Raw genomic sequence first — 20,131 nt, 5'->3', positions numbered from 1 at the left:
ATAATTCCTTTTGACTTATCGAACATTTGTTCGTATACTTGTATCAGGAGGTGATGCTAATTATGGCAGGATTGTGTGGACTTGAGCCAGATATTAATAAATGTCCTAACTACAATGCAGATGCAGCGGGCTGTGCTACCACTAATAGAGCTTGCGGGTTTTTTAGGGAATCAGTTGAGAGGAAAGAAGAAAAAACAGGATACACAAGAAAAGCAAGATGGTATGAACAGTATTATAAGAGGTAGAGTTTTAGACGCCCTACCTCTTTTTCGTAGGGTGACACTTGGTTCGAAATTGCTTTCCATTTTAATTAAGAACTTAAAAGCATATTTAATAAATTTTGAATATCTAATCTTCCATATCCCCATATATTATTTGGATAGGTTACATTTGGGTCACGCAGAGCATTAAATGTTAATAGTCCTCTAATTTGATTCCCATTTAAATTAATATAATTGATTTTAACACTAGCCCACTCCAAGGCTATAGCCATGGCCCCCGCTGCATATCCAACAGCTGCTCCGGTTCCGCTAATTACTCCATACTGGTCCTCTGGAACCGCACACGGGATCTGGTAACCAGGAGCCGCTATATCGGGCTTAATGACACGTAATCTAGTATAACCTCTTCCGGATTCAGTTAAAATGCTATTATTGATTTGATTATAGGCAGTAACGGTTAAGGGATCAACCGTATTTCCTGGTGCAGTTATAGTAGTATCCGGGTTTGCATCAAAGAAAAAGGTCTCATTCGTTATAAGATTTTCAGAAGGTAACCACGCATGAAAAGAAAATGGTGTAGTTTCTACACCTAAAATACGAAAGTGCCATGTTCCCGGATAAGGATTTTTAAAACGTATTAAAATTAATGGATTTCTTCTTCCACTTTGAAAAACAAAATTATTAACAAAGAGAATACTTTGGCTTTGCTCAAAAGTAATCTCATTACAAGCAAATGAAGGATAAATACTGTTTGTAGATTCCCCCAAAGGTGATACAATCTCAATAGATAAGTTACTTGGCGCATAAGGCCAAATTTCCATAGAAAATAATTTGTCACTTCCCCCTACATTCAATTGAAAATCATGATAATATGGTTCGGAATAAGTATAGCCAAAGTAATGCCTTTCTTTATCTCCCTCATCTCCTGATGCAATCGAAACTCCAATATTGGGCAATTCTGCAATACCGTTTAAATAAATACTGATAGCGCTAACTCCATCATGGCCGCCTTGATTACTCCCTAATGCAATGCATATAACTAAAGGACGATTTAAGTTTTGTGATACAGTAATTAAATACCTTATTCCAAGTATTAAATCCGTCTCTTGAAAGCACAATGAATCATCCGGAACAAAAAACAACTGTTTTAGATTTTGTTTTGCTTCCTTAAGTTTTACAATCAAAAGTTCAGATTCTGGCACAATACCGCTAAATGACTGATTTGGATCAGGACTGCCGGCGATCATGCCTGCAATCGCTGTTCCTTGTCCGTTTGTGTCAATGGATGGGACTATGGACAACGGATCCTTTAATGTCAATGCTTGATTAATCGTTTCTCTGGTATATTCACTGCCAAAAGTAAAACCTGCAGGAATCGTACCACTTTGTTCTGACTGATCCCATATAGAAATGATGCGTGTAGTCTTATCATTATTAAGAAATGCTGGATGTTGATAATCAATCCCTGTGCCTAAAATGCCAATAATAATATCTTTGCCATGAAAAGCAGGTTCAGAATGAAACTGAAAGCTTTCATTGTTTGCTTTATTTCTATCAATTATCGCTATCGGAGTATATAACTCAGGTAAAGAATAATAAGGAATCTGACTTGGGTCACAGATATTTATTTTAGATGTACTAACATGTAATATGTGATGTGTCTCATTCAAAGGGGTTACATCTTCATTGTAAACCTGGCCTATTGTATTTTCGACAATCAAGTCGTAATAATTATTGTCCAAAACTTTCTCCATAAATTACCACTTTCCTTATGAACAGTAGACATTTTTTTAATATTATGCAAAAAATAATATAGTTATGTGGATTGATTGGAATTATACTTCCAAAGTCAGGACTGCGGAAGGGGGGGCCGCCTCTCAATGTTATTTAATTAAAGAAAATTACTTATTCCCATCACAATAATAAGCACTGCAGCTACTCCAATTATTATTCTAACTCCCTTACCCCCCCCCCCACTTACCTACAATCCCTTATTTAGTATTTACCATGCGCCTCTTTAAAGCAATAATCCCCAGAATAATTCCTGACGACAGTGCAGACAGTCCAAACAGGTAGGCTAGCGGAATCAAGGCAAAAGGTTCTACCAGAAATCCTTCTGCAGTCACATAACTGCCGATTATATTATATGCCACCAGACACCCCACACTGGCAAAAATAGAAAAAAGTAATGTGCCGGTGAAAAAAGAAGACCATCTATCCTGTTTCCATTTCTTTGCAATATTATTCATAACTTTTACCTCCTCCGTATTTTTAACCGCTTTTATCTCTATGTCAATCTGCTTCAATTCGTCACGGCACTTTCCACAGGTTAATAAATGCTCTTCGATTAATTTGCGGCTATCCTCACTGCATACATTATCATGATACAATGGGAGCAGGTCGTTTATTATTTCACATGTTATTCGCATTCCATTCTCTCCTTTAATTTCATTTTTGCTCGATGGTAAGTGACTCTCGCCCAGCTTTCTGTTTTTTCAAATAAGCTGCCGATCTGTGAAAAGGATAAATCTCCAAACACCCGCAGCATAAAAACTTCCTTATAGGGTTCATCTAAACGATGGAGCTCTTTGTGTATGTTAAATACAGAATCTTTCGATAACAGGCTCTGCTCAATCGTTGACTCAACAAGAATATTTTCCGCCTCAGTCAAGTCCTCATGATACTTTTCTTTCTTCCTGTATGTGAAGAATGTATTTTTTGCAATTTGACATAACCACACATAAAGTTTGCACTTTCCATCAAATTTATCGATATTTTTTAAAGCTTTAAAAAATGTCTCTTGTGTTATTTCTTCCGCAATCATTTCATCCCTACTTATTGACAAAACATATTTATAGACATCCCTAAAGTAAAGACTGTATATTTCATTGAAGTCCGTCACTTTTTCACCTCGCTTTCATATATAAGACTACGGAGAATCGAATTCGTTACAATTTTTTCTAATTTTAGTATTTCTAATTAAATTTATCCTATATTCAGCTAGCTAGCAATATTAAATATTTGTTATTTTAATTTGTTCCCTAACTACTCATGCGTAATACAATTAACTGGCTTTAATTGGAACGCAATCACAGTATCAAATGATGAAACGAATGACATACTAAAAATATTAGGAGGTGAATTATGAGCACAGATAATTCAAAAAAAAGTACAAAGAATCATAAAAAGGAAGATGGTACCTTTCATTCAAAACATATCAACCATAATCCACAAGCTGAAAGCGCGCGGGCCGTGTTTGGATTAAAGGCAGATAATTCGAAAGATAAAGAATCTTAGAATATATCACAAAAGAAAGGAGTTATCTTATGAATAAAGTTCACTATGATATATCAGGCATACAGAATACGGAGATTAAAACTCAACTTAAAAATGCATTAGATAAGGTAGACGGAATCTCTACGGTTAATATTGATGCCACAAGAGGTTCAATTGAAGTTGGATACAATCAATCAACAGACGAGAATTCTATTAAATCTTGTATCGAAAATGTTGGATGCAAGATACAGAACCAATCTAATGATTTCTAAGAAAAACCTTGTCGAGAAAGTCATTACTATATAAGAGTAGGGGAAAACCCCCTATTCTTTCTTTTTAAGCTTGTCCAATGGCTCCGGCCTCAGCCGGTTCCTTCCTTTTGCTTCTTTTCCTTATCCCGATAAATACCAGCAGCAATTCGACCAATGTTATCCAGGATTTCCTGACGTTCCGCTGCTGTTCTTACAACGCAGTCATCATGGCCACGGACAATGGTATTTCCTATTTTCATTTCAAAAACTACCATGCACGGCACCTCCCCTTCGCTTAAAGCTATGCAACATTGGTTGTACTTGTTGCGTACTTCTTTCCCCCCTCTCATAATCCTTGCATGGTACCGCCTTATGCCAGGCGAATATCATTTTCGGAAAGGCAAGGGCGTATTTTTGTGCTCAAAATACAATAAACTGTATAAGGAGATGATATAATGTTAGATCTGTCAGGAACTTATTATATGTACCTCAGAAAATCCAGAGAAGACCGCGATGCAGAAGCTCATGGGGAAGGCGAAACCCTGGCCCGTCATGAAAACCGATTAAACGAACTTGCAGAGCAGTTGGGTATTACCATATCTCACGTTTATCGGGAAGTCGTATCTGGCGAAACCATTGCTGCCCGGCCAGAAATGATGCAGTTGATCTCTGACATAGAAAACAATCGTCCAGAGGGCGTACTTGTCATAGAGCTGGAGCGTCTGGCTCGTGGAGATACCAGAGATCAGGGCCTTATCATGGAAACATTCAAGTACGGCAATACAAAAATCATTACCCCCATGAAAACCTACGATCCCAACGATGAATTTGACGAAGAATATGCAGAATTCGGCCTTTTTATGAGCCGGCGAGAATATAAAGTAATCAACCGCCGCCTGCAAAATGGACGACGTGCATCTGTGAAAGAGGGAAAATGGACCGGCAATGTTGCTCCTTATGGGTACGAGAGAATGAAGCTTCCTCATGAGAAGGGTTTCACCTTAAAGCCCCTTCCGGAGGAATCCAAAATTGTACAGTTTGTTTTTCAGTTGTTTACAACAGGAACCCCTGAATCGGATAACATCCCGCTTGGCACCACACAAATAGCCCATCTTCTTGATGATATGAAGATCCCCCCTCGTAAATCAGATCACTGGGAAACCAGTGTGATCAGGGGAATGTTACGAAACTACGCTTACATAGGGAAGCTGGAAACCGGAAAGCGCAAGCAGATCAAAATCATAGAAAATGGTGTACCGAAACGGTCACGCCCAATCAATGCGGATTGTGAAATATTTGACGCTTTGCATCCTCCAATAATAGATGAAAGTATTTTTTATGCCGCCCAAAAGAAACTGAAAGCTAATTTCAGGCCCCCTACCTTCTCCACAACCAAATCCCCTTTGGCCGGTCTGATCTATTGCAGTGAATGTAAAATGTCAATGTATCGCCGTCCTCCAGGCTCTAAAAATCCTACAGAAACCATTTTGTGTAAAACTCATAACTGCCCTACCGTTGGTTCTTTTTATTATTTAGTTGAAGAGCGCCTATTACAGTTCTTGGAAAGATACTTGAGCGATTATAAGATCATAATACAGAATGAGGATACCGGAGATTGGACGGAAGTAATAGACAGGAAAATGTCAGTGTTAGCTGGGTATCAGAATGAAGCTTTTATCCTCGATAAACAGCTCGAGATGGTATATGACTATTTTGAACAGCAAGTTTATTCTTTGGATTTGTTCCGCAAGAGATGTGATGAGCTAACAAGGAAGATCGATGAAAACAATAAGCTTATGGAGACTATCCAGGGTGAAATCATTGAAATCAAGGAGCATATCGCAAAGAAGGAGGAATTTATCCCTTACTTTGAAGGAATATTAAGGTCGTACACAAAAACAGAAGATCCTCTTAAGAAAAATATTCTTCTCAAACAGGTGGTAGACCATGTGTATTATACGAAGATTAAAAAAGGCAATCGCCTGGGGCAGGGAAATGACCTATTTTCGCTGGATGTTTACTTAAGGCTTCCCTACATGGATTTATAAGGCTTTTGACGGATATCTGCTAAGTACAGATTCCTCTGTTCCAATATCTGTCAAAAGTCCTTTACATTCTTTATAAGGCATGGCATAGCGTTGGGAAAGATAACGCATGGAAGCTCCCATTTCTCCATCTGGCCCCCCGGACTTCTAAAACTCAGTATGCTAAATAAGCCCCTTTTCAGAGTATCGGGTGAGAATAGGCAGGAAAACGAATGGGAGTTAAAAGACATGGCAAAATATGCCTGAATGATAGAACAAATATTGTCGCACTTCATATTATAATTTATAGTAAGTAATTGGAGTCATGTGATGACAAATTATCCCCCACCTTTTGGAGCACCTACTACTCCTCCTCCAAGAGTTCCTCCCAGAAAACCAAGAAATTCATATATTATTGATTGTATGTTCATGTGTACGTATGTATGGCCACGGATAGGTGATGAGTTTTGGTATTATCCAATTAGTGTACAATATGGTGCAGTGTTAGGATACCGCTGGACAGGAAGAAGATGGACTTTCTTTGGTTTTGATCCTGATTTGATTGATGAGGTGGCATGCGTGCCGTTACCTGCACTTTATTAGTTAATAACAGGAAAAAGGGATACCGTTACTATTACCTTTAACTTCTTGAAATATGGCGGGCCCGGAATACAGGATGCCCGCCTTCATCATTGCTATCGATCGAAGTTGCCTTAGTCATTTCGTAAGGCTGTTGAGATACATATTATTTTTTATACTATGATGCTATAATATGTAAGCTTAACATACAATAGATTAATAAGATCATTTGAGGAAATCCATGGTCATACATATTGTCCAACCCGGTGAAACAATCAATTCCATTTCAGAGTATTACAAAATCCCCGTTGACAGACTAATATTGGAAAACGGAATTACAAACCCTGGCAATTTAGCAGTAGGCCAAACAATTGTGATTGTTCAACCTGAAACACTCTATACCGTCCAGGCTGGTGATACTTTGGAGAGTATTGCAAAGCAGCATGGTACTACACCTATGGAATTACTTAGAAACAATCCCTATCTCTCTGATAGAGAAAGTTTATACGTTGGTGAATCCATAGTCATTCGCTATCAAACGAATAAATCAAGAACGATTGCCACTAGTGGTTATATCTTTCCTTTTATAGATAAATCTGTTTTTAAAAAAACACTTCCTTTTTTATCTTATCTGACCATATTTGATTATAGGGCCACAAGTGAAGGAGAAATTATCTCCAGTGCTGACGACACTGAACTTATCCAGCTGGCTAAAACTTATGGTACTGCTCCCATGATGTTTGTTTCTACTATGACGGGAGAAGGAATAATTAGCCGTGAAGTCTCCTTTAAAATTTTAAGTGATCCTTCTGTGCAGGATCGCCTGATTAATAATGTTCTTCAAATACTGAAAATGAAAGGTTTTAATGGAATAAACATATATATAGAATCAATCAACTATGATAACTTAAATATCTTTGCAGAATTTCTAGAAAGGGCCGCTGCAAAATTTCATGCAGAAGGTTTCAGGGTACTAATTACCATAACGCCTGCTACAAATATTAATACCCCTAATATTAGTTTTGAAAAAATAGACTATTCAAAATTAGTTGAGTTTGTAGATGGAATCTTACTTTCTTCTTATGATTGGGCAAGGACTTACAGCTATCCAAATGCAATTTTTCCGGTTAATGTCTTAAGAGAGTTGTTAGATTACATGGTTAGTATTATTCCCTCTGAAAAAATACTTCTAGGTGTTACTGCTTTAGGTTATGATTGGACACTTCCCTATGTTCCTGGTGCCACAGAAGCTACTGTAATATCATATGACAGAGCAGTACAAATTGCAGCGGAAAATGGTATACCAATACAATTTAATGAAGCAGCACAATCACCCTACTTTTACTATATGGATAGTGATGGAACTCTGCATGTAGTATGGACTAAAGATGCAAGAAGTTTTGACGCAAGGGCTAGACTGGTAGAAGAATATAATCTCCAGGGCTTATCTTTTTGGACTGTTATGAAATTTGATGCACAAATGTGGTTTATTATTAATACTCAATACTACATCCAGAAGTTTTAAGCGTCCATGCAAAGTACTTTTTAAAGGCGGGCCCGGAATGCGGAAAACCGCCTTTTTAATTTACTGTTTTTCATTCCCGGATACTGCAGCACCCCATCCTGATCCGGAGTGAGCGTGATCGGATCTGTTGCCATCTTGCCGCCCTCTTCTAGACGGGATATCATAGTATCCGTGCCGTATATCTGATTGCATTTTTATCAGCTTCAATCTATACTATATAGAATACAACCGTCTTCATTCTCTCCATGGTTTATCAAAACTTTCTGTAAATATTTTGAAAGAGTTGATACAGATAAACAATAATAGAATAAATCAGGGGGCCATATGAAAAACATAGTCAAATTTTTAGTAGTTTACGTAACATATTCAATAGTATTTATTCTTGTGAATGGTATGATGCCATACTCACAGGCGTTTATGGAAGCTAGCGCGCGTACGACGGCGGGGCCTTTGGATCTACTGTTTGTAGCGATTAGCTGCCTGTGGTTTAGCTCTACTATCTGCTATACTGTATCCCATACAAAGTGGAAAGGCGTAAAACTAGCCCTCGGCGTAATCGCCATGATTAGCCTGGTTCATCCGGTTTTGACTCAGAGTGAAACATTGTTCTTTGGGAGCGTGTTTGCCGTTATCTCCAAAAGCGATATTCTGTTGATTATGCTGGCAAGTATTTTACCGCTTTTAGCATCCGTTCCATTGGCTGTTAAAATGTGGAGCAAAGGAAAATCGAACGAACCCGTTTCTGTTATCCCAATCGATGTGAAGAAGCTCGTGATAAGCATTTCAATGGTCGGGTTTGCCTATATGATCGTATACTTTGTTTTCGGTTATTTTGTCGCGTGGAAATCGGATGCCGTGCGGTTATTTTACTCCGGCGCTACGCAGGACATAGGCTTTTGGGCTAAGCTCAGACAAAACTGGAGAGAGAATCCGGCCATCTACCCATTCCAATTTACAAGAGGCGTCCTGTTTGGGGTAGCCGCTTTGCTGCCGTTGTATATGGGTTGGAGTCGCCGGATAGAGTTTATCATTAATATCTGCCTGATATACCTATGTACGGCTATTGTGCTCATCATTCCGAACTTTCTTTTCCCTGATGCGGTCAGATGGGCGCATTTTATCGAAATGTTTTTGTCTATGCTGCTTTTCGGTGTTCTGACAGGCTTGATAATGACCCGTGTATCGCAAAGGAAATCCTAATCTCTGGCCAGAGCTTTGGCTGTGGTCAATTTTCCGGCCTCAGCCGGATGCATTCTTTCTTCTGTATCCAACTAATTCCATCATTTTGTCTTGAATCAAAATGCCAATTCTTTCACGTTCCTCAATTGGTAGAGAATCTATCAAAACATCCCTGCCATCAATCTCTATAAAGTTCTCAATAACTGGCTCTTTTTTCATACAGTCACCCCTTTCGGTAGATTGTATGCAGAACTGTTTGTACTTGTTTCTGCCCCTTTCCGATAATCTTTGCTTGGTTTCTTTCGCTGTTTCATGCAACAAGGGGATTATCTCCAGAGCGCCTTAAAGCTCATATAGATTTTATACAAACTTTAAAGCATCAGGAAGATAAACATAATGATGGAGGGTGTTTGTTCTTTCTGATCAATAGAATCAAATCATTTACGGAACGTCCTGACAAGGGGCGTATTTTTTATACTCAAAAATCATATATTCAAACAGGAGATGATATAATGAAACCATTATCTAAATCACACCCTCTGGAGATCGGCGCCGCATATATTCGCGTAAGCACCGATGACCAGACAGAGCTATCCCCTGATGCTCAGGCCCGTGTCATCATGGATTCAGCCAAAGCGGACGGCTTTATAATCCCCAAAGAATTTATTTTTATTGAAAAAAAGGGGATCTCCGGGCGAAAGGCAGAAAACAGACCCGAATTTCAGCGCATGATTGCCATTGCAAAATCCCAGAAGCCGGCCCCCTTTAGCCGTCTTTACTTATGGAAATTCTCACGGTTTGCCCGTAACCAGGAAGAAAGCACGTTTTATAAAGGCATTCTCCGGAAAAAATGCGGTATTGAAATTAAAAGTGTATCAGAGCCAATCATGGAAGGCATGTTCGGCAGGCTTATTGAAACCATCATTGAATGGTTTGATGAATACTATTCTATTAATCTTTCCGGGGAGGTTCTTCGTGGCATGACAGAAAAAGCCCTGCGTTCAGGCTATCAGGCCACGCCCTGCCTGGGCTACTTAGCCGTTGGAGAAGGAAAGCCCTTCATCATAGATGAGAAGTATTACCCTGTTGTTGAATACATCTTCCAGGCATACTATTCTGGAAAGGATATGAACGCCATTGCAAGAGAGGCGAATCAATACGGCTTCCGCAGCCGCCGGAGCAACTTCTTTGACCGCCGGTCCATCTGCCGGATTCTCACCAACCGTTTCTACATAGGGGAGGTAAATTGGAATGGAATTACCTTTCAAGGGACTCATGAAACCCGTCCATCAGTCTGCAGTATTTTCCACGATGTCCAAAAACGGATAGAATCAGAATACAGACCAGTAAACCGCAGGGACGTTTCTTCCACTTCCCACTGGCTTTCCGGACTTTTAAAATGCAGCACTTGTGGCGGCAGCCTGGGATTTAACCGCTCCAATGACCAGAAAAAGCGCCCCGATTTCTTCCAATGCTGGAAATATGCCAAAGGTATACACCCCGACTCCTGCAGCATATCTGCCCGTATTGCAGAAAAGGCAGTGCTTGATTCTCTGCAAAAAGTCATCTCAACCGAAGTTGTAGAATATGAATACATTCGTAAAACAGATCAGGCGGTCAAGGGAGAAGAAATTGCCTTTCAGGAAGCTATGGCCCGTATGGAAATCAAGGAGCGTCGTATCCGGGAAGCGTATGAAAACGAAATAGACACCTTGGAAGAATACAAGCAAAATAAACTTCGTCTGAAGATGGAACGTGAGGAACTGGAAGTTAACTTTGTTCAAGTCCGTGAAAAGGCTGCAAGTGTACCGGAATCCGTTCCCGATAAGGCGGAACTACTCCGGCGGATTTCAGCGGTATATGAGATAGTTTCTAATCCAGATATTGATTACGAAACAAAAGGTAATGTGCTGAGAGGTGTTGTAAAAAAGATCGTTTTTGACCGGAAATCCAGCCTTTTTTCTTTTTATTACTATCTATCATAAGTTTTAACAGTCTGGGCCACCATACTGACTAATAATAAAGGAAGCAATCTTAGGGTTGGGAGTCGTTATATTTACCGGATACTGTAATCTCTTTTCATACCTCCACATTAGCCGCACACTCCTTCCCATGGCCATGGATCATTGATCCAGGTCCAGTAATTTTCATCCATTACTCCTTCAACCATCAGAGGGCCGCACTGCGCTTCATATGCCATCACTGCCTGCTGCCGCATACCCATTACATAAAAGAAATATTCTAAAGCATCCTGATCGTCTGGATGGGTGTCAAGATACAAAACCACATCATCCATTGCAAAGCTGGTTTCATACACCTGCTTTAACAGCATATCGCAATCAACATTATAGCCTATCATCACTGGCACCCCCCCATGATAAATGGTAAACTCAGGTCCGGGAAGATGGTTCCCATATTTATGGCCACATCTATCGGATATACTTCCTGCCAGCACTGCCATGGTACATACGCCATTCCAACTGGAAACATGTCGATATTTTCAGCAGGAGCTGGCATGGGTGCAGGCATTGCTGGAGCAGTGCCTGATGGCATTTCCGGACACCTTACAACAGCGGGGCTTGTTGCCATATTCGGGCATTTCATAGGTGCCATGGCTTCCTTCTCTTTTTCCGGGCATTTTACCGGCATGACGCATACTGGTATACATTTCTCTGGCATTATGTGGGCTGGCATCGTATGGGCTGGCATCGTATGGGCTGGCATCTCCTTACATTTCTCCGGCATTGTGCGGGCTGGCATCTCCCTACACTTCTCCGGCATTGGGCAAATTGGCATCACTCTGCATTTCTCCGGCATACATTTCTCCGGCATCATACAACTTGGCATCTCCCTGCATTTCTCCGGCATGCATTTATCCGGCATCATACAGCTTGGCATCTCCCTGCATTTCTCCGGCATGCATTTTTCTGGCATTGTGCGGACTGGCATCACTCTGCATTTTTCCGGCATGCATTTTTCCGGCATCATGCAGCTAGGCATCTCCCTGCATTTTTCCGGCATACATTTTTCCGGCATCATACAGCTTGGCATCTCCCTGCATTTCTCCGGCATGCATTTTTCAGGCATCATACAGTTTGGCATCTCCCTGCATTTTTCCGGCATGCATTTTTCCGGCATTGGACAGGCTGGCATCACTCTGCATTTTTCCGGCATGCATTTTTCAGGCATCATGCAGTTTGGCATCTCCCTGCATTTTTCAGGCATACATTTTTCTGGCATCGGGCAAGCTGGCATCACTCTGCATTTTTCCGGCATGCATTTTTCCGGCATTGTACGGGCTGGCATCTCCTCGCTCTTTTCCGGCATTGGGCATAATAACATTGGCTGGCAATTCATTGGCATGGGTGCTGCCTTGGTTTCAGATTCACCTCTTGTTTCCGAACATCTTGGTCTTTTAGGTGGCATCCACGGGCCGGAACCTGCGGTCATATCCTGTTGTTTCATGAGTATGGGATCGGTCCCATTTTCTGCAGATTTTGCAGGACCCGAACCAAGCGGCATGTCAGGACGAATTACCGTACCCGGACTTACAGACATATCTAGCCCCATGGCATATTCCCAGCCGGCCGAGCCTGTGCCGGTCATATATTCAGGATACCATTGATTCGTATAAGAATCCATAGGATGTATGACTCCTTTCGCTATTGAAAGTTTCTAATATCAATCTATGAAAGGAATACCCTGTTGTGCAGGGCCTGCTGAAATTTTTCCATTAATTTCAAAAGAAGATCCATGGCATGGACATTCCCAGCGCTTGTCATACCGGTTCCATACCAGACGGCAGCCCATGTGGGGACAGTTTACGGCTCCTGGCACGGTTCCGGCTGAAAGCCCTTTCACTGATTGCATGCCGTGGGAAACCAATGTGCCGGCTGCTGCCTTAAAATGGTGTCTTTTGGGAGAGAACACTTCATCATAGGGAGTTTTCCTTCCTACTATCTGGGTACTCAGTATTTTCGCTGCCACCATGGAAGAACTCATGCCCCATTTTCCAAAGCCTGTTGCGACATACCAATCTGGCCTTAGGGAAGAAAATGGCCCGATATAGGGAATTCCATCCAAAGTCTTACAATCCTGGGCCGTCCATTTTCCGATTTCCTTTGCCTCCGGAAATAGATGTTCCCCCGCCCGTTTCATGGTAGTAAAGGGGTTTTCCTTTGGTGCTTTTCCAGTCCTGTGACTTCCATATCCCAACAGAAGCTTATCACCGGCATTCCGAAACGAGTATGCTCTTTCGTCAATTCCAAGATACATGCCTTTTAAAGAGTTGACCGGTTCGAGCTCCAGAACGTAGCTTTTTTCCTGATACATTTTGGCAAAATAAAATCCCGGGAAATTGACAAAAGGATAATGAGAGGCAAATACTACTTTTTCCGCCTTTACCACCCCTTTATCCGTCACGACTTCATGCCCCTGAACCTTGAGAACCTTTGTCCTCTCAAAAATCGTAAGCCCCGCAGATATATCTCTTAAAAATTCCAAAGGATGAAACTGGGCCTGTCCGGTAAAACGAACCGCTCCATGCACAGAGAAAGGAAGCCCGGTCTCCCTGACAAAGGAAGCCGGAAGTCCAAGCCTGGCAGCCCACTCCGCCTCTCTTGAAAGCACCTCAGACTCCTGCACCGAATATAGATACGCATCCGTTTGTTCATAATGGCATTGTATGTTATAACGTCTGATAAGTTTTCCGTACTCTTCCACTGCCAGCTGGTTCGCCTTTCCATACAGCCTTGCCGTTTCCTCTCCAGTTGTTCGTACCAGCTTTTCGTAAATCAGATTATGTTGGGATGTGATTTTCGCCGTTGTAAATCCCGTCTGCCCGCTTCCTATGCGGTTCGCTTCCAGCACCACAACATGAAGCCCATGCCTTTGCAGATAAAAAGCAGTAAGGATTCCGGCCATTCCGGCTCCTATTACTACCACCTCTGTCCGTTTGTTGCCTGTTAATGGGTTCCGGCCAGGAATTCTGGCTGATTCTGTCCAGATTGATTTCATTTTTTCCACCTCTTGCCTTTACATCTAACATATAAAAAAAATGTTTATTTATCCTTATTATTCTCTCTATTTCCAGTTTAATGCCTGTTTTCTCTCTTCCAATTATTTCTTGATTTCAATATGCTTTTATAATACAATAAAATCAAACAGCCGATAAAAGGAAGGGGATCCATATGAATTGGTTTAGTAAGAAAACAGCCCTGCAAACAGAGACAGATGGTCGTGTTTTAGAAGATATTTTTTTAGAGAGCAAGCCGGAACGGGAAGCTTGTTTAAAGCATCTAAGCCAGGTAATGGGCTCCGTGGAACGGGGCGCTGTGCTAAAGCTTCATATCGAGAATTTTAAACGGCTGAACCAGGTATTTGGTTATGAATACTGTGAAAACCTTCTGGAACAGATCCTTACATATTTAAAAGAACTGACAGGAAAAGACGTCTATCATTATATTGGCGTAGAATATATCATCATACTGGATCAATACACCCAGGGACAGGCTTATGGGCTTGCGGAGAAGATTGCAGAAAGGTTTGACCGTGTATGGAAGATAAACGGGACCGATTGTTTATGTTCTGCACAGATGGGCATCTGCTCCTATCCTGGTCATGCCGATTCTCCGGATCAGATGTTAAAGTGTCTGGATCTGGCCGTTATAAAGGCGGAAGATGGAGGTCCCAATCAGGCGGTCGTCTTTGACAGTGCTTTGCAGAAACAGCTTATACGGCGCCAGACCATTGCCCATTATTTAAAAACAGCCCTGCAAAAGGAAGAGGTGGAAGTCCGTTACCGCCCTACCCTCAACATTGATACAGGAACTTTTACCCGGGCCGAGCTTTATATGCGCATCTTTATTAAAGGCCTTGGGTTAATCGGATCCAGCGAATTTCTTCCTGTTGCAGAGGATTCCGGGCAGATCCGGGCCATTGAATACTATGCTCTGGAAAAAGCGGCCCAGTGCATCTTTGGACTGCTTGAATCTGGCTGTGAATTTGATTCCATTGCCCTGCCTATTTCTCCCGTTCTTTTTTTACAGGAAGATTTCCTTTTTGAAGTGAAGCGCATGATGGAGGCCTACCACATACCTGCGGGAAAACTTGCTCTGGAGATCCAGGAAAGTGCCCTGATCATGGCTTATTTAAACATCAATGTGACCCTTCAGCAATTGCAGGAAATGGGCGTGGAGATCATCCTCAATGAATTCGGATCCGGCCACTCCGGAATCTCCTCGATCCTGGATCTACCGGTGGACACCTTAAAGCTTGAGCGCCTGTTCGTGTGGCAGCTTGAGACGAATCCAAGATCCCGGTCCGTGATTGAGGGACTGGTTCGGATGGCAAGAGATCTTGATATGACCATCATCGCCGAAGGTGTGGAGACGGAAAATCAGGTCCAAATCCTGACAGAAGCCGGCTGCAATTACCAACAGGGATTTTATTATTCTCCTACCTTGGAAAAAGATACTCTGTTAAAGATCCTCGGCACTTCCTTAACAGAATCCCAGCAGCTCTTAGCAGCGGAAAAGGAAAAAATGGGGAGATTAAGCGAATCTTCCAGTGGAAACTTTAAGAAAAATTCAGTATAATTACATAAACAGCGATAAGCAGGAAGGAGGACCCCCATATGACTAAATCCGTATACTACCAACGGCCCGACGACCATTCCTTCCAGGGCAGACAAGTGGAGGGCCTGTTAGAAAACGTTGAATATTCCCTTAATTCCAATATCCGTATCTGGCATAATATTCAAATGGAAGGCTATGCACCTCACCAGCACAGTGCATTGGAAATTCTCATACCGGTGGAAAATGAATATACCGTCATCATCAACAAAAAGTCTTTCACCTTACATCCAGGCGACATTCTCTTTATCCCCCGCTTTTCCATCCATGAGATACTTCCGGCTACCGGCGGTTCCCGCTTTATTTACATGTTTAATATGGAGCCCCTGTCCAGTTTCTATGATTCTGCCTTTCTGGATGTAGTCCTGTTAGAACCTTGTCTTATGAACAAACAAAACCATGGCAGGATTTATGAACGGATCTATTCCGGTTTCATGGAGATTAACGACATCTATTTTCCAAGCGGGATCTTTTGGGAATACTCTATTTATGCGATCCTGATCAATATCCTGACGACAATTGGCGGAGAGTACTATCACGCCCTCTCCGCCAATTCACAAACCTCTCAAGAAAAACATTATGAGTATTACCAGAAGTTCACAGGCCTTTTGTCCTATATTGACACCCATTACGGTGAGAACTTGACATTAGAAAAAATGGCCTCCTATATCGGTTTTTCCAAGTACCATTTTTCCCGCCTGTTTAAAGAACATACCAACTCTACTTTTTATGATTATTTAAGCCGCAAACGCATTCAGGCAGCTCAGGAAATGTTGCTGGCCGGTGAATCGATCACTTCAATTGCCTTCCAAACCGGGTTCAACAATCCTGCTTCCTTTAGCCGGTGCTTTAAAAAGTATACAAAATACAATCCCACCGAGTTTCGCAGCCAATTTTCCCTTTCCTCTATCCCTTAACGCCTCCCAGTGCAACACCGGAAATAATGTAGCGGGAAAGAATCAAATAGACCACAATGAGGGGCAGCACCGTCAAAGCCAGCCCCATATAGACAGAACCATATTCTGTCTTATAAATATCCCCGCGAAGCAGGCTTACCATAATGGGCATGGTGTACTTCTTCTGATCTGTTAAAAGTACCAGAGGAGTAAACAAGTTGTTCCAGCTGGACACAAAGCAGAAGATCGCCTGTGTTGCAATGGCCGGTTTCATAATCGGCATGGCAATTCGGTTAAAAATATAGAACTCTCCTGCCCCATCAATGCGTGCAGCCTGAATGATTTCCATTGATAAAGAGGGCAGCATATACTGCCTCATAAAGAACACCATGGAAGGAGAGGCAATGGCCGGTAGAATGAGCATGAGGAAATTGTTCGTCATATGAATCCGGTAAACCATCTGATAAAAACCGATCATCGTTATCTGCGCCGGAATCATCATAATCGCCATAATAAAACTGAAAAATGGTCTGCGGAATCTCCAGTTGTACACCACCAGCCCGTATGCGGTCATGTTGGAGAAATAAACCGCACAAAGAGTTGCACCTGTGGAAATAATAAGGGAATTCACAAAGCCATTGGCAGGATTAAAGCTTTTTCCCAACAAAATAGCGATGTTCTTCATCATATAAGTAGAAGGAAGAAGCGAAATTGCATGTTGCTGGATCTGTACCGTAGAACGGGTGGCATTGATTATCATTATGTAAAACGGGGCAATGCTTAAGATTGCAAGAAACACACACACCACGTAAATAATGACTTTCAATATCAATGAGCCGCGCTTATTATTCATGTGATTTCCTCCGTTCCTTCTGCATTTTCCTATATTCCCGTTCCTGCTGTTTGGTCAGCTTCTCCAATTCCGCTTCGTCTTTATCCCTCATAGTAAAAAACAGAACTGCAGATGCGGCACAAATAATGATAAACATAATCATACTGGCGGCGGAAGCCCGGTTGTATAAGTAACTGCCGCTAAATGCCTGATTATAAATAAATACGCTGGTAGTTAAGGTGGCATTGTCCGGTCCTCCAAGTAAAAACAGCTTTGGAATATCGAACATCTGTAAGCCGCCAATCAAACTGGTTACTAATGTAAACAGCAGAATGGTCTTTAAGTTTGGTATTGTGATATAGAAAAAGGTCTGGATCCGGCTTGCCCCATCTACCTCAGCGGATTCAAAGATTTCAGGGCTGATTCCCAGTACACCGGAAATCAAAATAATCATGGTATAGCCATACCAAGTCCAGAACTGAATAAATGATACGCTTCCCCTTGCCACGGCTTTGTTGACCTGAAAATTGATTGGCTGGTCCGTAATCCCTAATGTCATCAAAATATCATTGACCGGTCCCATGGGATATCCGATAAGGGCGTTGAACAGAATGGCGACGGTAGCTGCAGTAATAATGTTTGGCATATAAAACAATACCTTAAATAGTCCTTTTCCTTTGATGTGATTCCGGTTATCCGTAAACCACGCCGTTAAAAGCAGGGCCAGACCAATCTGAGGAATAAAGTTGCATATCCACATGCCTATCGTGTTCCGAAATGATTTCTGGAACGAGGGATTTGCCAAAATGTTTTTAAAGTTTAAAAAAGGGTCATCCACTAGAAAATGAAACTTTACCGTACCCAATCCCTTGCAATCCGTAAACCCAATGACAGTAGTAAAAATAATCGGATATAACGTGAAAATCAGAAATGCAATGGTAAAGGGTAAACAGAAAATGTATCCCCATTTCGCATAACCAGAATGCTTTCGTTTCATGTAAGTTCCTCCATTCAACGCAATCGGGCGGACAAGAAGAAAGATCCTCCCCTCCTGCCCGCTCAAAATTATTTATTCAACGGTGACATCCAGATTATCCGCTACCTGCTGTTTGAAATCCTTAATCGCCTGTTCTCTGCTCTTGTTTCCTGCGGTGTATTCCCGCACCTGATCTCTCCAATACATATTAATGGTTTCATCGTACTGTGTCAGGTTTGTACCCTTTGCATACTTATTTGCCGGAACAAATACGTCAAACATATTCTGTCCGTTTAAGAAGTTAATAGAGCCGTCGGATTTGGACATAACTGTACCGGAAGCCACGGTGTCCTTTGTTCCCGCATCATTCATGGTACCGTTTGCCCACATGTACTGCAAGCCGTTTTCGGAAGTATCCAGAGTGATCCACTGAATAATGTCACCAACCGCTTTTTTTACTTCAGAGTCCTTATTTGCCATTACCCATGTGCCGCCCCAGAAGAAACCGATTGGGGATTCACATACTGCCCAGTCACCAAAAGTTCCTTCTCCGATTTTCTCGCCGCCGGAGTTAGGAGCCATAACATAATTGATCAGCCATGCAGGTCCAAAGAAGCCCAAAACCGGTTTGGAGCCCTGTCCCTTCATATCTGCAAACCAGGCATCCTGCCAGTCTCTGGTATCGTTGTGAAGTCCTCCATCCATCAGCTTCTTGGACAGATCCAAAAACTCTTCCCGCTTCGGGTCAATGTTCAGTTTCCCGTCTACGATCCAGCCTGTATCAGAGCTGTTTTCTACTGCATGCCAAATATCGCCGTCACCAGATATGATCCCGTAGCCTTTGGCTTTTAAATCATTTGCAGCATTAAAAAATGAATCCCAGCTATTGCTTCCGGCTCCCAGTTTAGCGCCGACTTCCTTAGGATCATCGGTTCCCCAAGTATCCTTTGCAATGGAACGGCGGTAAATAAATGCGCCGCCTGTGGCCTGGTATCCTAAAGCAACCAATTTGTTATCTTGATTGGTTCCTATATCCATGGTGTACTTGGCAATGTCCGCTTCCTTCACTTTAGCGGCTACATCAATTCCCAGGTCCTCGTAAGGAGCCGCATATTGACTGGCATCTCCCTGTGAGTATTTAAGTATAAATGCGGCTTCTGCACAATAAAGGTCTGGTGCATTGGCTCCGCCTGCCGCCAGTGCCTGATCCAGTGCCGGCTGGTAAGCGCCGTCCGTTGTAGCAATGATCGTAGGATTGATTTCATAATCAAAATCCGGATGCAACTCTTTATATTTTTCGATCATTTTAGGCACTTCATCCGTAAATGCCCAGACGTTAATCACCTTTTTTCCGGAAGGTTCCGCTGTTTCTGCCTTTTCCGTGGATTCGCTCTTTGCTACCGTTTCTGTAGATTCGTTCTTTGCCCCCGTTTCTGCGGATCCGCTCTTAACACCGCTGCCGCACCCCGATAACACCCCCGCCAGCATACATACACCCGCCAGCATAATAAACCGTTTTTTCATGTTTATTCCTCCTCCTTTTCATATTCAGCAAAAAACTTTCTGTGTTGACTTGTAAATTCAGTGTATCATACAAGATGTCTTTTCGCTTTACAAATCTTGCTTTTTAATGTACAGAAATTGCTTTATGACATAAAATTATTGTTTTAGTTTATAGAGATATTTTTTTATACAATGTAATTTTTTTGTGTATTTATAATTATTAAACTCTATTTTTAC

At 41.9% G+C, this 20,131-nt stretch carries 21 protein-coding genes and 2 pseudogenes; 10 read left to right on the top strand and 13 right to left on the bottom strand.

Going from position 1 to position 20,131, the window contains the following annotated elements; all coding sequences use genetic code 11:
• Positions 1 to 62: 62 nt before the first annotated feature.
• Positions 63 to 245, top strand: a complete 183-nt coding sequence (locus ACHZES_RS21925; RefSeq protein WP_395546647.1) for a hypothetical protein — start codon at positions 63 to 65, stop codon at positions 243 to 245.
• A 65-nt stretch (positions 246 to 310) separates the two neighbouring features.
• On the opposite strand, the gene ACHZES_RS21920 is transcribed toward ACHZES_RS21925, so the two are convergent.
• From ACHZES_RS21920 to ACHZES_RS21910, 3 genes are all read right to left on the bottom strand, one after another.
• Entirely contained in the window at positions 311 to 1,975 is a 1,665-nt protein-coding gene (locus ACHZES_RS21920; RefSeq protein WP_395546646.1) for a S8 family peptidase, read from the bottom strand.
• A 237-nt stretch (positions 1,976 to 2,212) separates the two neighbouring features.
• Positions 2,213 to 2,650 carry a DUF3955 domain-containing protein gene (locus ACHZES_RS21915; protein WP_395546644.1) on the bottom strand — a complete coding sequence of 146 codons (438 nt, stop codon included), beginning with the start codon at positions 2,648 to 2,650 and terminating at the stop codon, positions 2,213 to 2,215.
• Positions 2,641 to 3,123 carry an RNA polymerase sigma factor gene (locus ACHZES_RS21910; protein ID WP_395546643.1) on the bottom strand — a complete coding sequence of 161 codons (483 nt, stop codon included), beginning with the start codon at positions 3,121 to 3,123 and terminating at the stop codon, positions 2,641 to 2,643. The genes ACHZES_RS21915 and ACHZES_RS21910 overlap by 10 nt, the downstream gene beginning before the upstream one ends.
• 242 nt (positions 3,124 to 3,365) lie before the next feature.
• On the opposite strand from ACHZES_RS21910, the gene ACHZES_RS21905 reads away from it, so the two are divergent.
• Both ACHZES_RS21905 and ACHZES_RS21900 read left to right on the top strand, forming a co-directional pair.
• Entirely contained in the window at positions 3,366 to 3,518 is a 153-nt protein-coding gene (locus ACHZES_RS21905) for a CPC_1213 family protein (protein ID WP_195841128.1), read from the top strand.
• Between the two features lie 29 nt (positions 3,519 to 3,547).
• Entirely contained in the window at positions 3,548 to 3,769 is a 222-nt protein-coding gene (locus ACHZES_RS21900; protein ID WP_038279930.1) for a hypothetical protein, read from the top strand.
• 89 nt (positions 3,770 to 3,858) lie between these two features.
• Here ACHZES_RS21900 and ACHZES_RS21895 read toward each other — a convergent pair whose 3' ends face one another.
• Positions 3,859 to 4,023, bottom strand: coding sequence for a hypothetical protein (locus ACHZES_RS21895; protein WP_154523824.1), 165 nt, complete (start codon positions 4,021 to 4,023; stop codon positions 3,859 to 3,861).
• A gap of 180 nt (positions 4,024 to 4,203) precedes the next feature.
• Here ACHZES_RS21895 and ACHZES_RS21890 point away from each other — a divergent pair, with 180 nt between their 5' ends.
• A complete protein-coding gene (locus ACHZES_RS21890) occupies positions 4,204 to 5,796 on the top strand; it encodes a recombinase family protein (protein ID WP_395546642.1) in 1,593 nt (530 codons plus the stop codon).
• A 30-nt stretch (positions 5,797 to 5,826) separates the two neighbouring features.
• On the opposite strand, the pseudogene ACHZES_RS21885 reads toward ACHZES_RS21890, so the two are convergent.
• Positions 5,827 to 5,934: pseudogene (locus ACHZES_RS21885) on the bottom strand (manganese catalase family protein); the annotation flags it as partial.
• A gap of 658 nt (positions 5,935 to 6,592) precedes the next feature.
• On the opposite strand from ACHZES_RS21885, the gene ACHZES_RS21880 reads away from it, so the two are divergent.
• Complete coding sequence (locus ACHZES_RS21880) at positions 6,593 to 7,876, top strand: LysM peptidoglycan-binding domain-containing protein (protein ID WP_395546641.1); 1,284 nt, start codon at positions 6,593 to 6,595, stop codon at positions 7,874 to 7,876.
• Between the two features lie 324 nt (positions 7,877 to 8,200).
• A complete protein-coding gene (locus ACHZES_RS21875; protein ID WP_395546639.1) occupies positions 8,201 to 9,076 on the top strand; it encodes a hypothetical protein in 876 nt (291 codons plus the stop codon).
• A gap of 39 nt (positions 9,077 to 9,115) precedes the next feature.
• Here the strand turns inward: ACHZES_RS21875 and ACHZES_RS21870 are convergent, their stop codons facing one another.
• Positions 9,116 to 9,274, bottom strand: a complete 159-nt coding sequence (locus ACHZES_RS21870) for a hypothetical protein (protein ID WP_166429710.1) — start codon at positions 9,272 to 9,274, stop codon at positions 9,116 to 9,118.
• 293 nt (positions 9,275 to 9,567) lie between these two features.
• On the opposite strand from ACHZES_RS21870, the gene ACHZES_RS21865 reads away from it, so the two are divergent.
• Positions 9,568 to 11,040: a recombinase family protein gene (locus tag ACHZES_RS21865; protein WP_395546638.1), complete on the top strand. Its 1,473-nt coding sequence runs from the start codon at positions 9,568 to 9,570 to the stop codon at positions 11,038 to 11,040.
• A gap of 9 nt (positions 11,041 to 11,049) precedes the next feature.
• Here the strand turns inward: ACHZES_RS21865 and ACHZES_RS21860 are convergent.
• From ACHZES_RS21860 to ACHZES_RS21850, 3 genes and pseudogenes are all read right to left on the bottom strand, one after another.
• A pseudogene (locus tag ACHZES_RS21860) lies at positions 11,050 to 11,148 on the bottom strand (manganese catalase family protein); the annotation flags it as partial.
• Entirely contained in the window at positions 11,148 to 11,414 is a 267-nt protein-coding gene (locus ACHZES_RS21855) for a spore coat protein CotJB (protein WP_038279948.1), read from the bottom strand. The pseudogene ACHZES_RS21860 and the gene ACHZES_RS21855, both read right to left, overlap by 1 nt.
• The gene (locus tag ACHZES_RS21850; protein WP_278245565.1) at positions 11,414 to 11,530 is read right to left on the bottom strand and encodes a spore coat associated protein CotJA; all 117 of its coding nucleotides are present in this window, start codon (positions 11,528 to 11,530) and stop codon (positions 11,414 to 11,416) included. The genes ACHZES_RS21855 and ACHZES_RS21850 overlap by 1 nt, the downstream gene beginning before the upstream one ends.
• 136 nt (positions 11,531 to 11,666) lie before the next feature.
• Here ACHZES_RS21850 and ACHZES_RS21845 point away from each other — a divergent pair, with 136 nt between their 5' ends.
• Positions 11,667 to 12,680 (top strand): hypothetical protein, encoded by a 1,014-nt coding sequence (locus ACHZES_RS21845; RefSeq protein ID WP_395546636.1) that lies wholly within the window; start codon positions 11,667 to 11,669, stop codon positions 12,678 to 12,680.
• 56 nt (positions 12,681 to 12,736) lie between these two features.
• On the opposite strand, the gene ACHZES_RS21840 is transcribed toward ACHZES_RS21845, so the two are convergent.
• Positions 12,737 to 14,071, bottom strand: a complete 1,335-nt coding sequence (locus ACHZES_RS21840) for an FAD-dependent oxidoreductase (protein ID WP_038279950.1) — start codon at positions 14,069 to 14,071, stop codon at positions 12,737 to 12,739.
• 173 nt (positions 14,072 to 14,244) lie between these two features.
• Between ACHZES_RS21840 and ACHZES_RS21835 the strand changes: the two genes are divergently transcribed.
• A complete protein-coding gene (locus ACHZES_RS21835) occupies positions 14,245 to 15,651 on the top strand; it encodes an EAL domain-containing protein (protein WP_395546635.1) in 1,407 nt (468 codons plus the stop codon).
• A 38-nt stretch (positions 15,652 to 15,689) separates the two neighbouring features.
• Positions 15,690 to 16,604 (top strand): AraC family transcriptional regulator, encoded by a 915-nt coding sequence (locus ACHZES_RS21830; protein ID WP_038279951.1) that lies wholly within the window; start codon positions 15,690 to 15,692, stop codon positions 16,602 to 16,604.
• Here the strand turns inward: ACHZES_RS21830 and ACHZES_RS21825 are convergent.
• From ACHZES_RS21825 to ACHZES_RS21815, 3 genes are all read right to left on the bottom strand, one after another.
• Positions 16,594 to 17,436 (bottom strand): carbohydrate ABC transporter permease, encoded by an 843-nt coding sequence (locus ACHZES_RS21825; RefSeq protein ID WP_038279953.1) that lies wholly within the window; start codon positions 17,434 to 17,436, stop codon positions 16,594 to 16,596. The genes ACHZES_RS21830 and ACHZES_RS21825 overlap by 11 nt on opposite strands.
• The gene (locus tag ACHZES_RS21820) at positions 17,429 to 18,412 is read right to left on the bottom strand and encodes a carbohydrate ABC transporter permease (protein WP_038279955.1); all 984 of its coding nucleotides are present in this window, start codon (positions 18,410 to 18,412) and stop codon (positions 17,429 to 17,431) included. Before ACHZES_RS21820 ends, ACHZES_RS21825 begins: the two co-directional genes overlap by 8 nt.
• Positions 18,413 to 18,484: 72 nt before the next feature.
• Positions 18,485 to 19,915, bottom strand: coding sequence for an ABC transporter substrate-binding protein (locus tag ACHZES_RS21815; protein WP_038279957.1), 1,431 nt, complete (start codon positions 19,913 to 19,915; stop codon positions 18,485 to 18,487).
• Between the last annotated feature and the right edge of the window lie 216 nt (positions 19,916 to 20,131).

This window comes from Lacrimispora sanguinis (genome assembly GCF_044987295.1).
GTDB classification, from domain to species: domain Bacteria; phylum Bacillota; class Clostridia; order Lachnospirales; family Lachnospiraceae; genus Lacrimispora; species Lacrimispora celerecrescens_B.
This window is presented reverse-complemented; position numbering and strand designations above follow the sequence as displayed.